The organism is Enterococcus sp. OL5 (assembly GCF_006491895.1).
Classification (GTDB): Bacteria; Bacillota; Bacilli; order Lactobacillales; family Enterococcaceae; genus Enterococcus_D; species Enterococcus_D innesii.
Map to the genome: position 1 here is coordinate 43686 of NZ_VHIL01000012.1, position 15522 is coordinate 59207.

Here is a 15522-nt window from a genome sequence, read left to right on the forward strand (position 1 = left end):
CTGCTACTCAAGCAAGTCAGCTTCATTTGTAATGCCTCCAAAAACTTCCCAATTTGAGTGAAAAGATAACCCCCAAGCAGCCTCCGAAACTGTTTTTCGGGGCTGCTTGGGGGTTTGGGGGCTTAGCTAGCTAAGTAATGATCGATCACAAAAAATGATCAAAACAGAATAGGCAATTTTTTGTTTTCAATCAAAAAATGTTGATCATTTTATCAAGCAGAGGATGGCACAAGTAAGTGGAAAGTAGGTAGGGCTATTTTTTTTATTCAGGATGGGGAAGTAGATTTGTCTAGGATACGCCCGAGGATAAACGTTTTGAGGATCATTTGTTTTTGACTTACCTATGTGCCATCACTGCGGAAACCCTGTGGATGAAGGCGTCATGTACGACACCAGATACTCGGATGAGAGCTAAAGACGTTTGATTGCCTGTGCCTGACATGCTTTTTCTAACCGCAAAGTCGTAGGGGCTAAAGAGCTACAGCGCTGAGACAGATGACTGCCCCGTGCGGTTTTGGGTGTTTTTTGAACCCTACAAGCTGCTATTGCTGCTCGCCTATTCGTCGCAAGCTTGGAAGGTCTTCTCAGAAAATGCCCGTCAGCTGTCAACAGGCTGTCTTTTGCATCAGGAAGCATCAGCGTTCCAACAAATCTTTTTGATCCAGTAGTCGCCCACTCATTTTGGGCAACTTCTATCCGAGAAAACATTGCGTTAGAAGTATGTCTGTCCGTCCTTTCCAGATAAAAGTCAGCTGAAAGAGGGCTGATACCTAACAAAACGGCGGTTAGGACGACCACAAGCGCTCTCAAAAAAACTCAGTCCTTTCTTTTCAATGGTCATTGTTCTTATCTGCACTTCATGATAGCACCGAAACGCGAATTATTTTTCGCGTTTTTTTGTTTTTAAAATAAAAAATTAGGTATTCGCTTTTTTGGGTTAAATGGTATACCTGAGATGGAATAAAAATAATAAAAGAAAGGACAGGATTTACAATGAAGAAATCATCATTAGTTGCAGGTTTCGTTTTAGGTGTAGGCGTTTTGTTTACTCTAGGTGCATGCTCAACAGTGGAAGAATCAGGGGAAGTGATCTCTGGGTCTGGAACGGAAACGTTGATCAGCGATTCGTCAGATGAAGTAGTTGTGGGAAGTGAAAAATTGAGTGATGACGGGTATTTTGAAGAAATCGTAACTAAGGGAATCGATCCGAAAATCAAAGACGTCGTTTGGTATGAAACGAATTATGAAAATTCTGGTTGGGATCACATTCGCTTTTTAGTGAATCATGTAAAAATCGTGAATGTAGAAGAATTCAAAGACAAAGACAAAGAATACAAAACATTGCTTTCACTGAAATACCAATTGTTTAATGAAGATTCGAAAGACAAAAAAATCAAACCTGACAAAGCCTATTTGGTGTTGAATGATGGCAAAAAAGTAGAAGCGGAAGTGTTTGTGGACTACTTAGATGATGAGATTTTGACCCATGACAAACATAAAGATGGCTTTATTCATTTTAAAGTGGTGCAAGAACAAAGTTTGCCAGCGATCAAAGCGGTCGAAATCGAATTTAAAGCAGATGGAGATTTGACACATACGTACCATATTGATCTATCTTCCGCTGCTGAAAAATAGTATCTAACGATAGGAGGTAAAAAAAATGGATACTAGCAAGAAAAAACTATCATTGTTGAGTTTTTTTGCAATAACTGCTTCAATGGTGATGACGGTATATGAGTATCCAACCTTTGCGACATCGAAGATGAATTTAGTTTTTTATTTACTCGTCGGCGGTTTCCTCTGGTTTATCCCTGTAGCCCTTTGCTCTGCGGAGATGGCTACTGTAAAGGGATGGGAAAAAGGGGGACTCTATACCTGGGTCTCAAAAACATTAGGGAGAAAATGGGGCTTTGCTGCCATTTTCTTCCAATGGTTCCAAATCACGGTAGGCTTTATTACGATGATTTACTTTATTGTCGGGGCGCTTTCCTATGCCCTAAATTGGCCGGCTCTTAATACGAATGTTTGGCTGAAGCTGATTGCCACTTTAGTGATCTTTTGGCTGATCACGATCTCGCAATTTGGCGGAACAAAAAATACTGCGAAGATTGCCAAAGTAGGGTTCTTTGTGGGGATCGTCGCAACAGGGATCATTCTTTTTATCTTAGGAATTGTCTACATTGCTCAAGGGAATCCCGTCAAAGTTTCTTTTGGATCAGGTGCATGGATTCCTGATTTCACGAAAATCAATACGCTGGTCGTTTTTGTTTCCTTTATTTTGGCCTATGCAGGGGTTGAATCTTCTGCCAGTCACGTAAAAGACATGGATAATCCTGGAAAGAATTATCCGAAAGCTATTTTGATTTTAGTCGTAGCGACGATTCTTTTGGATACGTTAGGTGGGGCAACGGTGGCTGCCACGATTCCCCAAAATCAATTGTCTCTTGATACTGGCGTGATTCAAGCCTATTCTTATTTGATCCATCATTTTGGCGGCGGAGAATGGCTGGTTCGTTTGATTGCCGTGGTCATCTGTTTAGGTGTCATTGCAGAAATTGCTGCTTGGGTGGTCGGCCCATCGACTGCGATGCTTGAAGCAGCTGAAAATGGCTTGCTGCCAAAACAAATGGCCAAAGTCAATCAACACAATGTCCCAATCAATATCGTTTTGGTACAAGGCATCATTGTTTCCATTTGGGCGGTTGTCTTGACATTAGGCGGTGGAGGCGCCAATCTATCCTTCTTCGTTGCGATGGCGTTGACGGTCTGCATCTATCTGGTGGCTTATGTCCTCTTGTTTCTTTCCTATATTAAATTAGTCAAAGAAAAAGACGACTTAACAAGAACGTATCATATTCCTGGTGGGAAAAATGTGAAAATTGGTGTTGCGATGGTTGGTTTGCTTGTTTCTATTTTTTCTTTCTTTATTTCCTTCTTTCCACCGAGCGATATCGGCACCGGAAAGGGCGGAACCTATTTAGCCATCTTGATCATCAGTTGGCTGATTATTGTCGTGATACCGTTTGTCATCTATAAATATGTAGGTGAAAAAGCAAGCGATAAAAAATAAAAAGCACAACCTATGAGGAGGAGAGCTGCATGTTATTTAGTAAAAAAAATCGAAAAGAAGCCCAATATTTGGAGCCTATCTATGGGAATGAGGCAATGGATCAAGCGATCCCTATGTACAAATTACCAAAAGAGTCCTTGGTACCGCGGGATGCCTATGAATTAGTCAAAGATCAATTGATCGATGAAGGGGTCTCAAGACAAAATTTGGCGACGTTCTGTCAAACCTACATGGAACCAGAAGCAGTCAAAATTATGAGTGAAACCCTTGATAAAAACGCCATCGATAAAACCGAGTACCCACGGACAGCAGAAATTGAAAACCGCTGTGTCAATATGATCGCTGATTTATGGCATGCCCCAGAAGCGTCCGATTTTATCGGTACATCAACGGTAGGCTCAAGTGAAGCGTGTATGTTAGGTGGATTGGCCTTAAAATTTGCTTGGCGCAATCGGGCAAAAAAACTTGGCTTAGATATCAATAAACAAAAACCAAACTTAGTGATTTCTTCTGCCTATCAAGTCGTTTGGGAAAAATTCTGTGTCTACTGGGACATTGAAATGCGAACGATCCCTATCGATGAAGAACATGGCAGCATTAATGTTGAAAAGGTCACGGACTATTTAGATGAATATACGATCGGGGTCGTTGGTATTTTAGGAATCACTTACACTGGACGATACGATGATATCAAAGCACTAGACAAGAAATTAGAGGAATACAACAAACACACCGACTACAAAGTCTACATCCACGTGGATGCGGCTAGTGGGGGATTGTACACGCCATTTATGGAACCAGAACTTGAATGGGATTTCCGTTTGAAAAACGTTCGTTCCATCAGTACGTCTGGACATAAATATGGGTTAGTCTACCCTGGTATCGGTTGGGTGCTTTGGAAAGAAAAAGATTTCTTACCAGAAGAGTTGGTCTTTAAAGTAAGTTATCTTGGCGGTGAAATGCCAACGATGGCCATCAACTTTTCAAGAAGCGCCAGCCAAATCATCGGACAATATTACACCTTTATCCGCAATGGGTTTGAAGGCTACCGCTTGATCCACAAAAAGACCAGCGATGTTGCCCAATATTTAGCAAAAGAGATTGAAAACATGGGTTACTTCGATATTTATAATGATGGTTCACGGTTGCCGATCGTCTGCTACAAATTAAAAGAAGATGCCGATATTTCTTGGAATCTGTATGATTTGACGGATGAATTTGCGATGAAAGGCTGGCAAGTCCCTACCTATCCATTACCTGATAATCTATCACATATCAATATCCAACGCTTTGTCTGCCGGGCAGATTTAAGTATGCAAATGGCAATGGATCTGGTGCAAGACATGAAAGAAGGAATCGAGCGCTTGAACAAGCGACCAAGCCGTCATGTTTCATCCGATCAAACCTATGGCTTTTCACATTAAGAAACGGTATCGCTAGAAACCCTTTCATTGCTTTTTTCAATGAATAAAAAGTCCCTTTATGAAACGTTTTTTGCAAGACTGAATGAACATTGGTTTATAGAAAAATCAAAGGCGGTTGCATCGACTGCCTTTGATTTTTTTGTTTGTAAGAACGGGTAAGCACTTGATAGTGTCGTTTTTTAAGAGAAAGTAAAAAAACAGTGCTTGATAATTTCATTTATTGACATTTCTGACTTGTGATAGTATTAATTATTATGGTCTAAATATATTTTTTTAGAGAAGAACGTTTTACATAAACGAAAAGGAAATCTTAGAACGTTGTCGTGAGGGAATTCTTAGGGAAATTCGTCTTGCATCGAGGGTTTTTGTTTGTCAGTCATGGTTTGTTGGGGAGTAAGTGAAGGAAAAGTATGTGTAGAAAGGGCCTGTTTTTACTGCGCTTGTTTGTTTCATAAGTAACGTACTGCTATCTTTTTCTGTAAATTGGTTGTAACTATTCTGAATGAATATAGATTTACACTGGAGGAAAAACAGTCATGTATAAAGAAGACTTACTGGATAAGGACTTAAAATTAGAGTATATCTTGCTCGAATTTTTGTATTTATCGACCGGTCATATCAAAAAAAGTGATGCGTGTCGGGAATTAAATATTACGATGCCGACCTTGACGAAATTATCAGAGAGCCTTCAACGGCAACTAAAAAATGAGAAGGTCTCATTTATCATCAATCGTTATACGTTGGAACTGCAAGTAACCGATAGTGTCTCACTGGATGATTTGACCGACACGCTATTGAAAAAATCTGCTAAATATCAAATCATCCATTATTTGTTTCAACATGCAGGCTATGATGCCTTCGTCTTGGCTGATGAATTAAACATAAGTGTGGGGACCCTCAATCGGTTGATTGCTGAGTGCAATCAGTTGTTGCAGCATTTTGAATTAAAGATCAGAAACAAAAAACTAGTTGGAACGATGACACAACGCATTTATTTTTACTATAATTTTTTCAAAATGGGTGCAACAACGATCGATTCTGTTTTGATCGATGACCTGGTTGCGGAGTTAGCGAAAAAAATAACCTTATCGATTGCCCAACAAAAGCAGCTGAAGATCTGGTTGTATGTGATTATGAAAAAAGTCACGTCTCACACGACCTTGGGAAGTTTAAGTCCGGAAGAACAAACCAAAATCGAGCGTTGCCAAGAGATGCCCCTCTGTCACTTTATTCGACAGATCTATGCTTCTAAAAAATGTATCTGCTCAGTAGATGAAGCGAAGATCGTGCCATTCTTTATCTGTCTCTTCCTCATTACGGTGGGCGGGATTCCTTACGAGGAACTTCGCTTAGGACTGTACACTAATAAAAATCCCGTCTTTGAGATCACCGATGAAGTCATGGCAGCAATCCAGTCCATTTATCGTCTTGATGCCTCGCATACGACGATCGATATCAAAGCCAATGTCTTTTCCTTAATCGCACAAGTTTATTACTTTCATGGAGTGAATTATTCCATCGATCGAGTCACGCTAAATTATTACCACAAAATGTTTCACAATTCCTTGCGGGATCAAGTGATCTCAGACATTCTGGAACACATTATTGCACCGACCAACTTGTTTACGCCCACGAAACTCAACTATCTCAAGAAACGCCTAGTCTTTTTAATTTATATGTTATCGCCTAAAGAAGAATATCGGGTACGGATCGGGGTCTTAAATATGTGCTCTAGTCTTTTGGCGGATGCTTCGATTTACTTGTTAAAAAATGAACTAAAAGGCAAGCAAAATGTTGTTGTTTTACCCTATACTCCGGACGAGACGTTTGACTTGTTGATTTCCAATGCCAATCTCCCCCAATTAGGGAACAATTATGACCAATTTTATCAAGTGACCGCCATTGGTGCCGATTTAGACGTCAATCAGGTTTCTGCGATCGTCGATCAAATTGCTTATTCTAAGTATCATTCTTTTGTGGTGTGAGCCATCACTTGTTAGTTAAAAAGCAGCGAGTCAACGGATAGGTGATTCGCTGCTTTTTCAATTATCTGCGAAGTAGGGAAAGGAAAAGGCGCTTGAATTGCTCTTATCATTGATGACGGAATGAAAACAGGGATCAGTCAAGCAGCTTTCTGCTAGATAATGTGTCCAGTATCCTTGTATAACGTATCGCAACAGAGCAGAAGACATCAAGCGTGAAAATAACAGAAGGGATTCAAAATGCTGGTTTTGGAAGGATGTAAAAAAAAGACCCACATAATGATGTGAGTCTGCAATCGTTAGTTCTGATTTTCTAATTTTTCTAGAACCTTTTTGGGAATTGCATCTTTTTCAACGCTATTCGGGCCTTTTATTGTGCGCTTTTCACTGATCACCGCTTTTACATAAGAATTTGGGGTTAAGGGTTTTGCGTTATCTTCTGATAATGAAACCTCGAGTGTTTGTGTGCTGCCATCTTCTTTTACAAAGTTTAACGTGTAATCGTAAGAATACCAAGGCGACTGGTCGCCGATGCCACTTTTACTTTCATGTTCTACCTTAGGGGGAATCTCAGATGGGACATACGCGTAAGCTGTTTGTCCTGAGTAGGTGGATTGATAATATTCATAGCCTTTGTATCCGGCAAACCCTAAAAGTACGACTAAGACGAATCCGATTATTTTTTTCATATAAACCATCCTTATCCTCAAATATGGAGCTATTATAACAGAATGGTTCTATAGATGACCTTTCATCAGACGAACAGTTTTGCAAGGAGAAATGTTACTAGCCAGTCGTGGAAAAGTGGGGAACGCCGCTAATAAAGGGTTCTATCTATAAATCGTCAGGGTATTGTTGCTTAGAGTGACTAGAAATAAGTGCGGAATCAGGCGACAAGACCTTAATAAAAAAACATAGCAAGTAGTATGACCTTTTTTGTACGCACAACAACTGACTACTTGATGAGGTGAGCCGTTTGTTTTTTCACTATAGAAAGGTGAAAAACGGCGCACCAGTTTAATAAAAAACCAGCAAAGACGCTCTGTAAGAGCCCGTCTTTGCTGGTTTTTTCTACCGAAAATGTTTGAGAGCAGGCCATGACAGCTGCTTACGGCTCGATTTTACTATACAAATCGAGGGCTCTTTTTCTGGCTTCGTTGTGATCAACTATAGGCAACGGATAGTTGGTGCCTAAAACTACCTTTAGGTCGGCTTGTTCTTCGTCAGTCATCAGGTAAGGTTCGTGGATGAATTTTAGCGGCAACTGGGCGAGTTCGGGAACAAATTGTTTGATAAACGTCCCCTCTTTGTCGAATTTTTTCCCCTGAGTGATGGGGTTGAAAATTCGAAAGTAAGGAACGGCATCGGTGCCGGTCGAAGCTGCCCACTGCCAGCCGCCGATATTGCTGGCAGCGTCGTAGTCGATCAATTGTCGAGCAAAATAGGCTTCTCCTTGCCGCCAATCGATCAATAGATCTTTGGTTAGAAAGGAAGCGACGATCATCCGTAGACGGTTATGCATCCAACCGGTTTGATTCAGCTGCCGCATCGCGGCATCAATAATCGGATAGCCGGTTTGTCCTGCTTGCCATTTGTTAAAGGCCTCTTCATCCTTTTGCCAATCCATGTTTCGATATTTCTCAATGAGTTCATAGTTTTTTTGCTCCGGATGAGTGAAGTAGATCATATGATAAAAATCTCGCCAAGCCAGTTCTTTTAAAAAGGTCGCTTTGCCAGTGCTGGGTGGCATTCCTTGGCAAGCGGCCCAAACCTTCCGAATAGAGATTTGTCCAAAAGACAAGAAAGGGGACAGGCGGCTGGTTCCTTTGATTGAAGGGAGATCTCGGTCTTTTTCATAGGCAGCCAAACGCTTTTGCACAAAGGCCTGCAATTGTTTATGCGCATAGTCTTCCCCAACGATCGTTGAAAAATCGGTCTTTCTATTGTTTAGCACCTCAGCAAGCAGCGCTGTCCCTGCTTTGAAGTGAGGTGCATCATTAAAATGAGCGGCTTTTTCAAAATCAAGGGCCTGCTTTTGATACACCGGTTTGGGCAGTTGGATCCATTTCTTATAATAGGGCGTAAATTTTTTGTAATACGTCCCGTCCTCTTTGGTGACTTCCGTTGGTTGGTGTAGATGATGTTCTTCAAAGGAATGGACAGTGACGCCTTTTTTCTCGACCAATTCTTTTATGTAGAGGTCGCGTTTACGACCATATCCACGGTTATCAAAGTTGAAGTAAAGCTGGCTCCATTCTGGATAGCAAGCGAACAACTGATCAAAGGCTTCTGTCAACGTTCCCGTCAAGAGGTGGATCGTCAGATTTTGCTTTTTGGCAGCCTCGATAAAGTGAGCAACCGCGCTAAAAAAGTAATCATGGCTTGGTGCATCGGGGAGAAACTGCTTTTCATTGAGATGAAACACACACAACAATTGGTCGTTTGCTTGAAGAGACAAAAGCGCCTCAGTAAGTGCCGTGTTGTCCTCTAAGCGCAGATCCTTTCTAAACCACATCACATGAATTGCCATAACAACCTCCTTGATAGTATAACCGTGCAAAAAAACGATCGGATTTCGTTTATAGTAATGGAAAGATGGGATTTATTCAAATTTGGCGATTGCGTAAAGAAAATTGCTGTTGCAACAAGTCGAGGGATGCTTACAGGGTTTGTTTTAATTGGTGCACCGATTTGAATAGGCGCTTGTCATTTACCGTTTCGTTTCTACAAATCGTCTCTTCTTAATAAATAATAGGTAAAAAATGAGTAGTAGGGGATGAAATGAGTTACATTTGCGTAACGAGAACGTATATAATCATAGTATATAGTGAGGCTTTTTACTTTAGCGTTTATTAATAAGCGCATATTTGGATGGAGTGAAGGATGATCAAAAACAAATTACAGCAATACAAAATTTTAACGCTTTTACTGATACTTGTGACGGTTGGATTAATTCTCTTTTTAAATCAGATGATTTATGCTTGGCAGGCCATTGAAATTTTGGCGATTCTTCTTTGTGGCTACTTAGTGGTTTTTGATCAAAGGGATGGAACTTCGAAGATTGCTTGGATCTTAGCTTTATTGTTTTTACCGATTGTAGGAGTCATGTTGTATTATTTAATTGGTCGTGAACCTCGATTAAGGAAGTTGCCCAAACAGCAGATACAAAATGAACGGGAAGTGCAGCGAACGGTTTCGGCTATTTTGCAAGAACATTCAGAGGTCATTCATGGGAAACATGATCTCTCCACTGAGATTTTTCATCTTTCAGGCAAATATCCCACAATCAATAATCATCTGACTGTATTAAATGAAGGCGCTGAGGCGTTCGCTTCTTTGCTAGAAGATATCAAGAAAGCCAAGCATCATGTGCATGTGTTTTTTTATATCGTTAAAGGGGATGAAACAGGGGAGGAGCTGACAAATGTTCTGGTCGAAAAGGCCAAACAAGGGGTGGAAGTTCGGTTTATGTACGATAGCGTGGGGTCGATCGCCTTTCCTAATCAATTATTATTATTGATGCGAAAGAATGGGGTAGAGGTACGCACGTATGATTTGTTGAACTCGCCTTGGCTAAGTAATAAAGCGAACTGGCGCAATCACCGTAAAATGGTCGTTATTGATGGTGAGATTGCACATACAGGAGGCATGAATATTGGAAATGAATATAGTGGGCGAGGCAGTAAGTTTTCTTATTGGCGAGACACAAACATCCGGATAGAAGGACCTGCTGTTCTAGAAGTACAAGAGTGCTTTATTTATGATTGGCTCTTTCTTGATGAAACGGAAGAAACGGTCACTCATTTTTTGACACAGACAGCTACGTATTTTCCGTTGAAGACCGACGTTCAAAGCGGTTCGGAAATCGTTCAGGTAATCTACGGTGGACCCTATGATAGCGAGCGAATCATTAAGGATTCCTTTAATGACCTCATTGGAAAGGCAACGGATTCGATTAAGATCGCAATGCCTTACTTTATTCCTGATGAAGAAAGTTTAGGTGCGCTTAGAAGAGCAGCACGGTGTGGGATCAACGTGCAATTGATTGTGCCGGGAAAAGGGGATCGAGGAATTTCTTTTCATGGCACGAATTCGTTTATTGATGAATTATTATCTGCCGGCGTCGAAGTCTACACCTATGATGAGACTGCTTTTATTCACTGTAAATATATGATCGTCGATGAGTTTGCTGCAACGATCGGGTCAACAAATTTTGATATTCGTAGTTTTTACCTTAACCATGAGTTATCTATGTTCATCTATGGGCCGTCGAAAATAATCACAGAGTTAAATCAGCAATTTATGGAAGACTTAGCTCATGCAAAATTAGTAGAAAAAGAAGAATGGCAAGCCAGAAGCCTTTTGACGAAAACAAAAGAAAAAATCAGTGGCTTGTTTGTTCCGATTCTTTGAAGGAAGATAGTGAACAGAGAAAAAAACTCGATTCCATCATCTGGAATCGAGTTTTTTTGCGTCATTTTCTACTAGCAGCTCGAAAATAATTGATCCCGGTTCCCGCAAATACTACGAAACTAGCCAATAGGAACAAAAATCCTACGGGGATTAGATAGAAATTTTCATGTAAAATGCCGGATTGATCGATGTATTCCACGGAGCTTGCTTTGATGAAGAAGCAGGCAAAGCCGAATAGTAGTAAAAATGTTCCGATCAAGGTCGTGATCAAATTGAGTTTGGCGCGTCGAGTCTCGCTGCCGTCTTTGATTAGTTTTTCAGTGATCTTGTTCACTTGAGTTCCTCCTAAAATCAATTCATCAAGCGAGAGTTGAAAAATCGTGGCGATGGCAATCAACATTTCTAAATCTGGTAGATTGCGATTGTTTTCCCAGTTCGAAACGGCTTGTCTTGTCACGTGTAGTTGAGTAGCAAATTGTTCTTGGGTCAAGTTATTTCTTGTGCGTACTTCTTTGATTTTTTCGCCAAATTCCATCTTTTTTTCCTTTCGCTGATGTGACTTAAGCATAGTCGAAACCCGCGTTGTTTCCAAGAAAGCAGGGCTTGCTTCTTGATAAATCAAGGGAAAGTGGTGCTTGCGTCGTTTTTTATCTGCTGTTTTTTTGAGAGGAGCATCGTTTTCATTCTGAGGTCGTGAAAAACGTCTGTGACAAAGTGACCTTGAAGCATGTTATTTTTGCTGCATATCATTTTGTTTATTATAGCACTGAGGCTAAGGGGAAGGAAATATGTGGCTCGTTTTTTCTCTTGCTTGATTGGTACATGTCCGATACATGACAGTTTATCGAGTGGGGAGCAACGCAACAGCAAGTTTCTTTTCTTAAAGAAAATCACTTAGTTGACAAATAGGGAAACATCTTGTTTAATATACCCCGAGGGGTATAAGAAAGGAGCAAGAAATGTTTTCATTATTTAAACGCATACCAAGTATGTCAACAGCAGATTTACAAAAAGAAGGAGCCAAAGAATGGACGGTTCTGGATGTTCGCACGCCGGCGGAGTACCGTAGCGGGCACATTGCCTACGCCAAAAATGTACCGTTAAACAAGATTGCGGGCTTCACTAAAAAAGGTGACAAGAAACTGGCAGTCATTTGCCAATCAGGGATGCGAAGCAAACAAGCAGCCAAAATCCTAAATAAAAAGGGGTTTGATGTGGTCAATGTTCGCGGTGGCATGAATCAATGGCGGGGAACAACCAAAGGAGGAAAGTAACGATGGAAAAAATAGTTATTGTCGGTGGGGTAGCAGGAGGAATGTCTGCAGCAACGCGCTTACGTCGGCTTAAAGAAGTAGCGGAGATCATTATTTTTGAAAAAGGTCCTTTTGTCTCTTTTGCGAATTGTGGACTGCCGTATGCCATTTCTGGTGAGATCGAAGAGCGAGACGCCTTATTGGTCCAAACACCTGAGGCATTAAAAAAACGGTTTAACCTAGATGTGCGGCCTCTTCATGAAGTGCTGGCGATCGATCCGGAGGAGAAAACGGTCACGGTCAAACATGGCGAACAGGTCTTCACGGAATCTTATGATGCGTTGATTTTATCACCGGGGGCAAAACCGCTAGTACCAGCGATCAAAGGGCTAGAAGAAGCAACCAACGCCTTTTCTTTGCGCAATGTTCCTGACTTAGACCAAATCATGACACATCTTGAAGACAAAAAGCCTCAAAAAGCGACGATCATTGGCGCTGGGTTTATTGGGTTAGAAGTCGCTGAAAATTTACATAAAAAAGGCCTACAAGTAACGATCGTGGAAAAAGCACCCCACGTATTGCCACCTTTGGATGAAGAAATGGCGGTGTATGTCAAAAATGAATTGATCAAGCAAGGGGTCAATGTTTTGACCTCGCAGTCAGCGACCGCTTTTGAAAAAGCAGGGCAAGAAATCGTTCTGGAGGATGGAACGGTTCTGGCTTCAGACATCACGATTCTTTCGGTGGGTGTCCAACCAGAAACGGATTTGGCGAAACGTGCTGGTATCCAATTAGGACACCGGGGGGGTATCCTGGTAGATGAGCAATACCAAACCAGCAAGAAAGACATTTACGCGGTGGGAGATGCCATCGTTGTGAAACAACAAATCACTAACGAAGACACGCTGATCTCCTTGGCGTCACCAGCCAATCGCCAAGGTCGGCAAGTGGCTGATGTATTGGGAGGACTGACTCGCAAAAACAAAGGCAGTATTGGGACGGCGATCGTGCGCGTATTCGATCTTGCCGCAGCGTCCACTGGGTTGAGTGAGCGCAGTGCCAAACTGGCGGGGCTAAATCCTCAGGTGGTTCATCTTTCAGGCAAAGACCATGCTGGGTATTATCCTGATGCGACGGATATTTATTTGAAGCTGATTTTTGATGCTGACACTGGAAACATCTATGGTGCGCAAGGCATCGGTGCCAAAGGGGTCGATAAACGGATCGATATTTTGGCAACAGCGATCAAAGGCGGCTTAACGATCTTTGACTTGCCTGAACTGGAATTCACCTACGCGCCGCCTTTTGGCTCAGCGAAAGATCCAGTGAATATGATTGGCTATGCAGCGATCAATCTGGCAGAAGGAATCAGTGAGAATATCCAATGGCACGAATTGACGGAGGCCTTAGAAAACGGTAAGCAGTTGTTGGATGTTCGTTCAGAGATGGAATTAGCCAATAATGGGCGTTTTCAAGAGGCGCTCCACATTCCGTTAGATGAATTGAGAGATCGGTTGTCTGAATTGGATCCAAGTGTTTCGTATGTTGTTACGTGTCATAGCGGATTGAGAAGCTACATTGCCGAACGCATCTTAAAACAAGCGGGCATCAATTGTCAAAACCTCGATGGTGCCTTTTCGTTGTATAATACTATTAAGCCGGAGATGATTATTCATGATTAAAGCCATATCTATGGAGGAATTTACCCAAAAAGAAAAACGTGAGGCGCTTGAGATCCTTGATGTCAGAGAAGTTGATGAGTTTGCACAAGGACACATCAAAACAGCACAAAACCTACCGTTGAGCGAGCTTACGGAACAAATCAGCAACTTAAAGAAGGATAAAAATTACTATGTCATCTGTCATTCAGGGGCTCGTTCGCAAATGGCGTCTGAGTTTTTGAACCAGCAAGGGTTTCAAGTGACCAATGTCCTCGGCGGCATGTCAGCATGGAGAGGAGAAATCAAACGATGACCGCATGCAACAAAGATATTTTGAATCGGTTAAAACGAACCGAAGGCCAGTTGCGGGGGATTCAAAAAATGATCGAAGACGAGAAAGAATGCGTCGATGTCATCACGCAATTGTCCGCCGTCAGTTCCAGCGTCAACCGTATTATGGGGATCATTGTCGCTGAGAATTTGAAAAATTGTTTGGAAAATCCAGACAGCGACACGGAAACCCAAAAGCAGAAAATCGATCAAGCCGTTCAGCTGATCGTGAAGAAATAGCGGGATTTTTGACAGTGTTACGACTTAGTTTTGTTTGAAAGAGTCTGTTTGTCATCTAGATGTAAGATTCGAAGCTGACCGCAAAAGAAGGGAAATACCTATTTTGCGGTTTTTTGTACATAAAAAAATGATTGCGTTTTCTTTTTTTGGATGCTATGATTAATTTAAGAAATAAATAGTGATTTTTTTTATGTGTATGTGACTGTACGGCAGGCAAGGCATAATAAAATCAATTTTGCGAAGGTTCGCAGATTTGATTTTATTATGCCTTTTTTTACGCTCAGAAAGGAGGAAGGAGAAGAATACATGTATTTGATTAAGAAGGTTTTGAATGTAAACGTTATTATTGTTGAGAAAGACAACAAAGATGTTATTGCTTTTGGCAAGGGTATCGGTTATCAGCAAAAGAAAGGTCAATTGATTTCGGAAGAGAAAATCTCTAAATTTTATCTTCCGATTGAAGATAATCGAATGGAGTCCTTGATCACTTTTATGAACAATGTACCTGTAAAGTATATCGAGCTAGCGTATGAAGTCATCCAAGAAGCGGAGAAATATCTAGATACGGAGTTATCTGCTAATACACTCTTTTCACTGACCGATCATATTTATTTTACTGTCGAGAGGATCAGAGACAATGTCATTATGACTTCTTCAATGTATTGGGAGTTCAAACGATTTTATCCTGAAGAATTTCAGGCTGCTCAAAAAGGTGTTGCCATTATTGAAAAAGCACTTGGTGTTTCTTTGAATGAACAAGAAGCAGCGAACATTACTTTCCATATCATTAACGGAAATAGTCGCTCAGCAATTCATGCCAATGCTATCCAAATCACAAAAATCGTGACAAATATTTTAAAGTCTGTACAAATGTTGGTGAAGAAAAAATTGGATAGCCACAGTCTGCACTATGAGCGTCTGGTTACACATGCCAAATTTTTTGCAGAACGCTATTTAACGAACACGATGTTAAACAATGATGCAGTTTTAATAAAGACAGTCTCTACGCTGTATCAAGAACCGATGGCCTATAGTCAGCGAATAAAACGGACTTTAGAAGAAATCTATGAGAAACCAATCACTGAAGAAGAAATTGCATATTTAGCTATTCATATTAATAGACTATTACTATCACAAAATGAGGAGTGA

Annotated in this window: 13 protein-coding genes; 10 read left to right on the plus strand and 3 right to left on the minus strand. The window is 41.1% G+C overall.

The genetic code is table 11. From position 1 onward, the window contains the following. Nucleotides 1–993 precede the first annotated feature (993 nt). The 4 genes from FJU10_RS13565 (at nucleotide 994) to FJU10_RS13580 (ending at nucleotide 6479) form a co-directional block, all read left to right on the plus strand. Nucleotides 994–1635: a hypothetical protein gene (locus FJU10_RS13565; RefSeq protein WP_140966166.1), complete on the plus strand. Its 642-nt coding sequence runs from the start codon at nucleotides 994–996 to the stop codon at nucleotides 1633–1635. Nucleotides 1636–1660: 25 nt separating this feature from the next. Beyond that, complete coding sequence (locus tag FJU10_RS13570; RefSeq protein WP_005230559.1) at nucleotides 1661–3070, plus strand: amino acid permease; 1410 nt, start codon at nucleotides 1661–1663, stop codon at nucleotides 3068–3070. 29 nt (nucleotides 3071–3099) lie between these two features. Continuing rightward, nucleotides 3100–4494 (plus strand): glutamate decarboxylase, encoded by a 1395-nt coding sequence (locus FJU10_RS13575; protein WP_005233215.1) that lies wholly within the window; start codon nucleotides 3100–3102, stop codon nucleotides 4492–4494. A 536-nt stretch (nucleotides 4495–5030) separates the two neighbouring features. Then, a complete protein-coding gene (locus FJU10_RS13580; RefSeq protein ID WP_140966167.1) occupies nucleotides 5031–6479 on the plus strand; it encodes a helix-turn-helix domain-containing protein in 1449 nt (482 codons plus the stop codon). A gap of 296 nt (nucleotides 6480–6775) precedes the next feature. Here FJU10_RS13580 and FJU10_RS13585 read toward each other — a convergent pair whose 3' ends face one another. Both FJU10_RS13585 and FJU10_RS13590 read right to left on the minus strand, forming a co-directional pair. Continuing rightward, a complete protein-coding gene (locus FJU10_RS13585; protein ID WP_034871925.1) occupies nucleotides 6776–7165 on the minus strand; it encodes a YxeA family protein in 390 nt (129 codons plus the stop codon). A 419-nt stretch (nucleotides 7166–7584) separates the two neighbouring features. After that, entirely contained in the window at nucleotides 7585–9006 is a 1422-nt protein-coding gene (locus FJU10_RS13590; RefSeq protein WP_140966168.1) for a cryptochrome/photolyase family protein, read from the minus strand. Nucleotides 9007–9359: 353 nt separating this feature from the next. Between FJU10_RS13590 and cls the strand changes: the two genes are divergently transcribed. Then, nucleotides 9360–10889: a cardiolipin synthase gene (gene cls / locus FJU10_RS13595; protein WP_005233225.1), complete on the plus strand. Its 1530-nt coding sequence runs from the start codon at nucleotides 9360–9362 to the stop codon at nucleotides 10887–10889. 61 nt (nucleotides 10890–10950) lie between these two features. On the opposite strand, the gene FJU10_RS13600 is transcribed toward cls, so the two are convergent. After that, nucleotides 10951–11424, minus strand: coding sequence for a DUF3955 domain-containing protein (locus FJU10_RS13600; protein WP_051154613.1), 474 nt, complete (start codon nucleotides 11422–11424; stop codon nucleotides 10951–10953). A 424-nt stretch (nucleotides 11425–11848) separates the two neighbouring features. Here FJU10_RS13600 and FJU10_RS13605 point away from each other — a divergent pair, with 424 nt between their 5' ends. The 5 genes from FJU10_RS13605 to FJU10_RS13625 all read left to right on the plus strand — a co-directional run bounded on the left by FJU10_RS13605 (nucleotide 11849) and on the right by FJU10_RS13625 (nucleotide 15522). Next, nucleotides 11849–12163, plus strand: a complete 315-nt coding sequence (locus tag FJU10_RS13605) for a rhodanese-like domain-containing protein (RefSeq protein ID WP_086316654.1) — start codon at nucleotides 11849–11851, stop codon at nucleotides 12161–12163. A gap of 2 nt (nucleotides 12164–12165) precedes the next feature. Further along, nucleotides 12166–13824 (plus strand): FAD-dependent oxidoreductase, encoded by a 1659-nt coding sequence (locus FJU10_RS13610; protein ID WP_086332749.1) that lies wholly within the window; start codon nucleotides 12166–12168, stop codon nucleotides 13822–13824. Continuing rightward, nucleotides 13817–14116, plus strand: coding sequence for a rhodanese-like domain-containing protein (locus tag FJU10_RS13615; RefSeq protein ID WP_086332748.1), 300 nt, complete (start codon nucleotides 13817–13819; stop codon nucleotides 14114–14116). The genes FJU10_RS13610 and FJU10_RS13615 overlap by 8 nt, the downstream gene beginning before the upstream one ends. Then, nucleotides 14113–14373: a metal-sensitive transcriptional regulator gene (locus tag FJU10_RS13620; RefSeq protein WP_005230585.1), complete on the plus strand. Its 261-nt coding sequence runs from the start codon at nucleotides 14113–14115 to the stop codon at nucleotides 14371–14373. The genes FJU10_RS13615 and FJU10_RS13620 overlap by 4 nt, the downstream gene beginning before the upstream one ends. A gap of 306 nt (nucleotides 14374–14679) precedes the next feature. Next, nucleotides 14680–15522, plus strand: a complete 843-nt coding sequence (locus FJU10_RS13625; RefSeq protein ID WP_042890884.1) for a PRD domain-containing protein — start codon at nucleotides 14680–14682, stop codon at nucleotides 15520–15522.

Coding starts and splice junctions, on each gene's coding strand:
- cls (WP_005233225.1), top strand. CDS start 9,360: ATGATCAAAAACAAATTACAGCAATACAAAATTTTAACGCTTTTACTG.
- FJU10_RS13585 (WP_034871925.1), bottom strand. CDS start 7,165: ATGAAAAAAATAATCGGATTCGTCTTAGTCGTACTTTTAGGGTTTGCC.
- FJU10_RS13580 (WP_140966167.1), top strand. CDS start 5,031: ATGTATAAAGAAGACTTACTGGATAAGGACTTAAAATTAGAGTATATC.
- FJU10_RS13600 (WP_051154613.1), bottom strand. CDS start 11,424: ATGGAATTTGGCGAAAAAATCAAAGAAGTACGCACAAGAAATAACTTG.
- FJU10_RS13575 (WP_005233215.1), top strand. CDS start 3,100: ATGTTATTTAGTAAAAAAAATCGAAAAGAAGCCCAATATTTGGAGCCT.
- FJU10_RS13570 (WP_005230559.1), top strand. CDS start 1,661: ATGGATACTAGCAAGAAAAAACTATCATTGTTGAGTTTTTTTGCAATA.
- FJU10_RS13615 (WP_086332748.1), top strand. CDS start 13,817: ATGATTAAAGCCATATCTATGGAGGAATTTACCCAAAAAGAAAAACGT.
- FJU10_RS13605 (WP_086316654.1), top strand. CDS start 11,849: ATGTTTTCATTATTTAAACGCATACCAAGTATGTCAACAGCAGATTTA.
- FJU10_RS13590 (WP_140966168.1), bottom strand. CDS start 9,006: ATGGCAATTCATGTGATGTGGTTTAGAAAGGATCTGCGCTTAGAGGAC.
- FJU10_RS13625 (WP_042890884.1), top strand. CDS start 14,680: ATGTATTTGATTAAGAAGGTTTTGAATGTAAACGTTATTATTGTTGAG.
- FJU10_RS13620 (WP_005230585.1), top strand. CDS start 14,113: ATGACCGCATGCAACAAAGATATTTTGAATCGGTTAAAACGAACCGAA.
- FJU10_RS13610 (WP_086332749.1), top strand. CDS start 12,166: ATGGAAAAAATAGTTATTGTCGGTGGGGTAGCAGGAGGAATGTCTGCA.
- FJU10_RS13565 (WP_140966166.1), top strand. CDS start 994: ATGAAGAAATCATCATTAGTTGCAGGTTTCGTTTTAGGTGTAGGCGTT.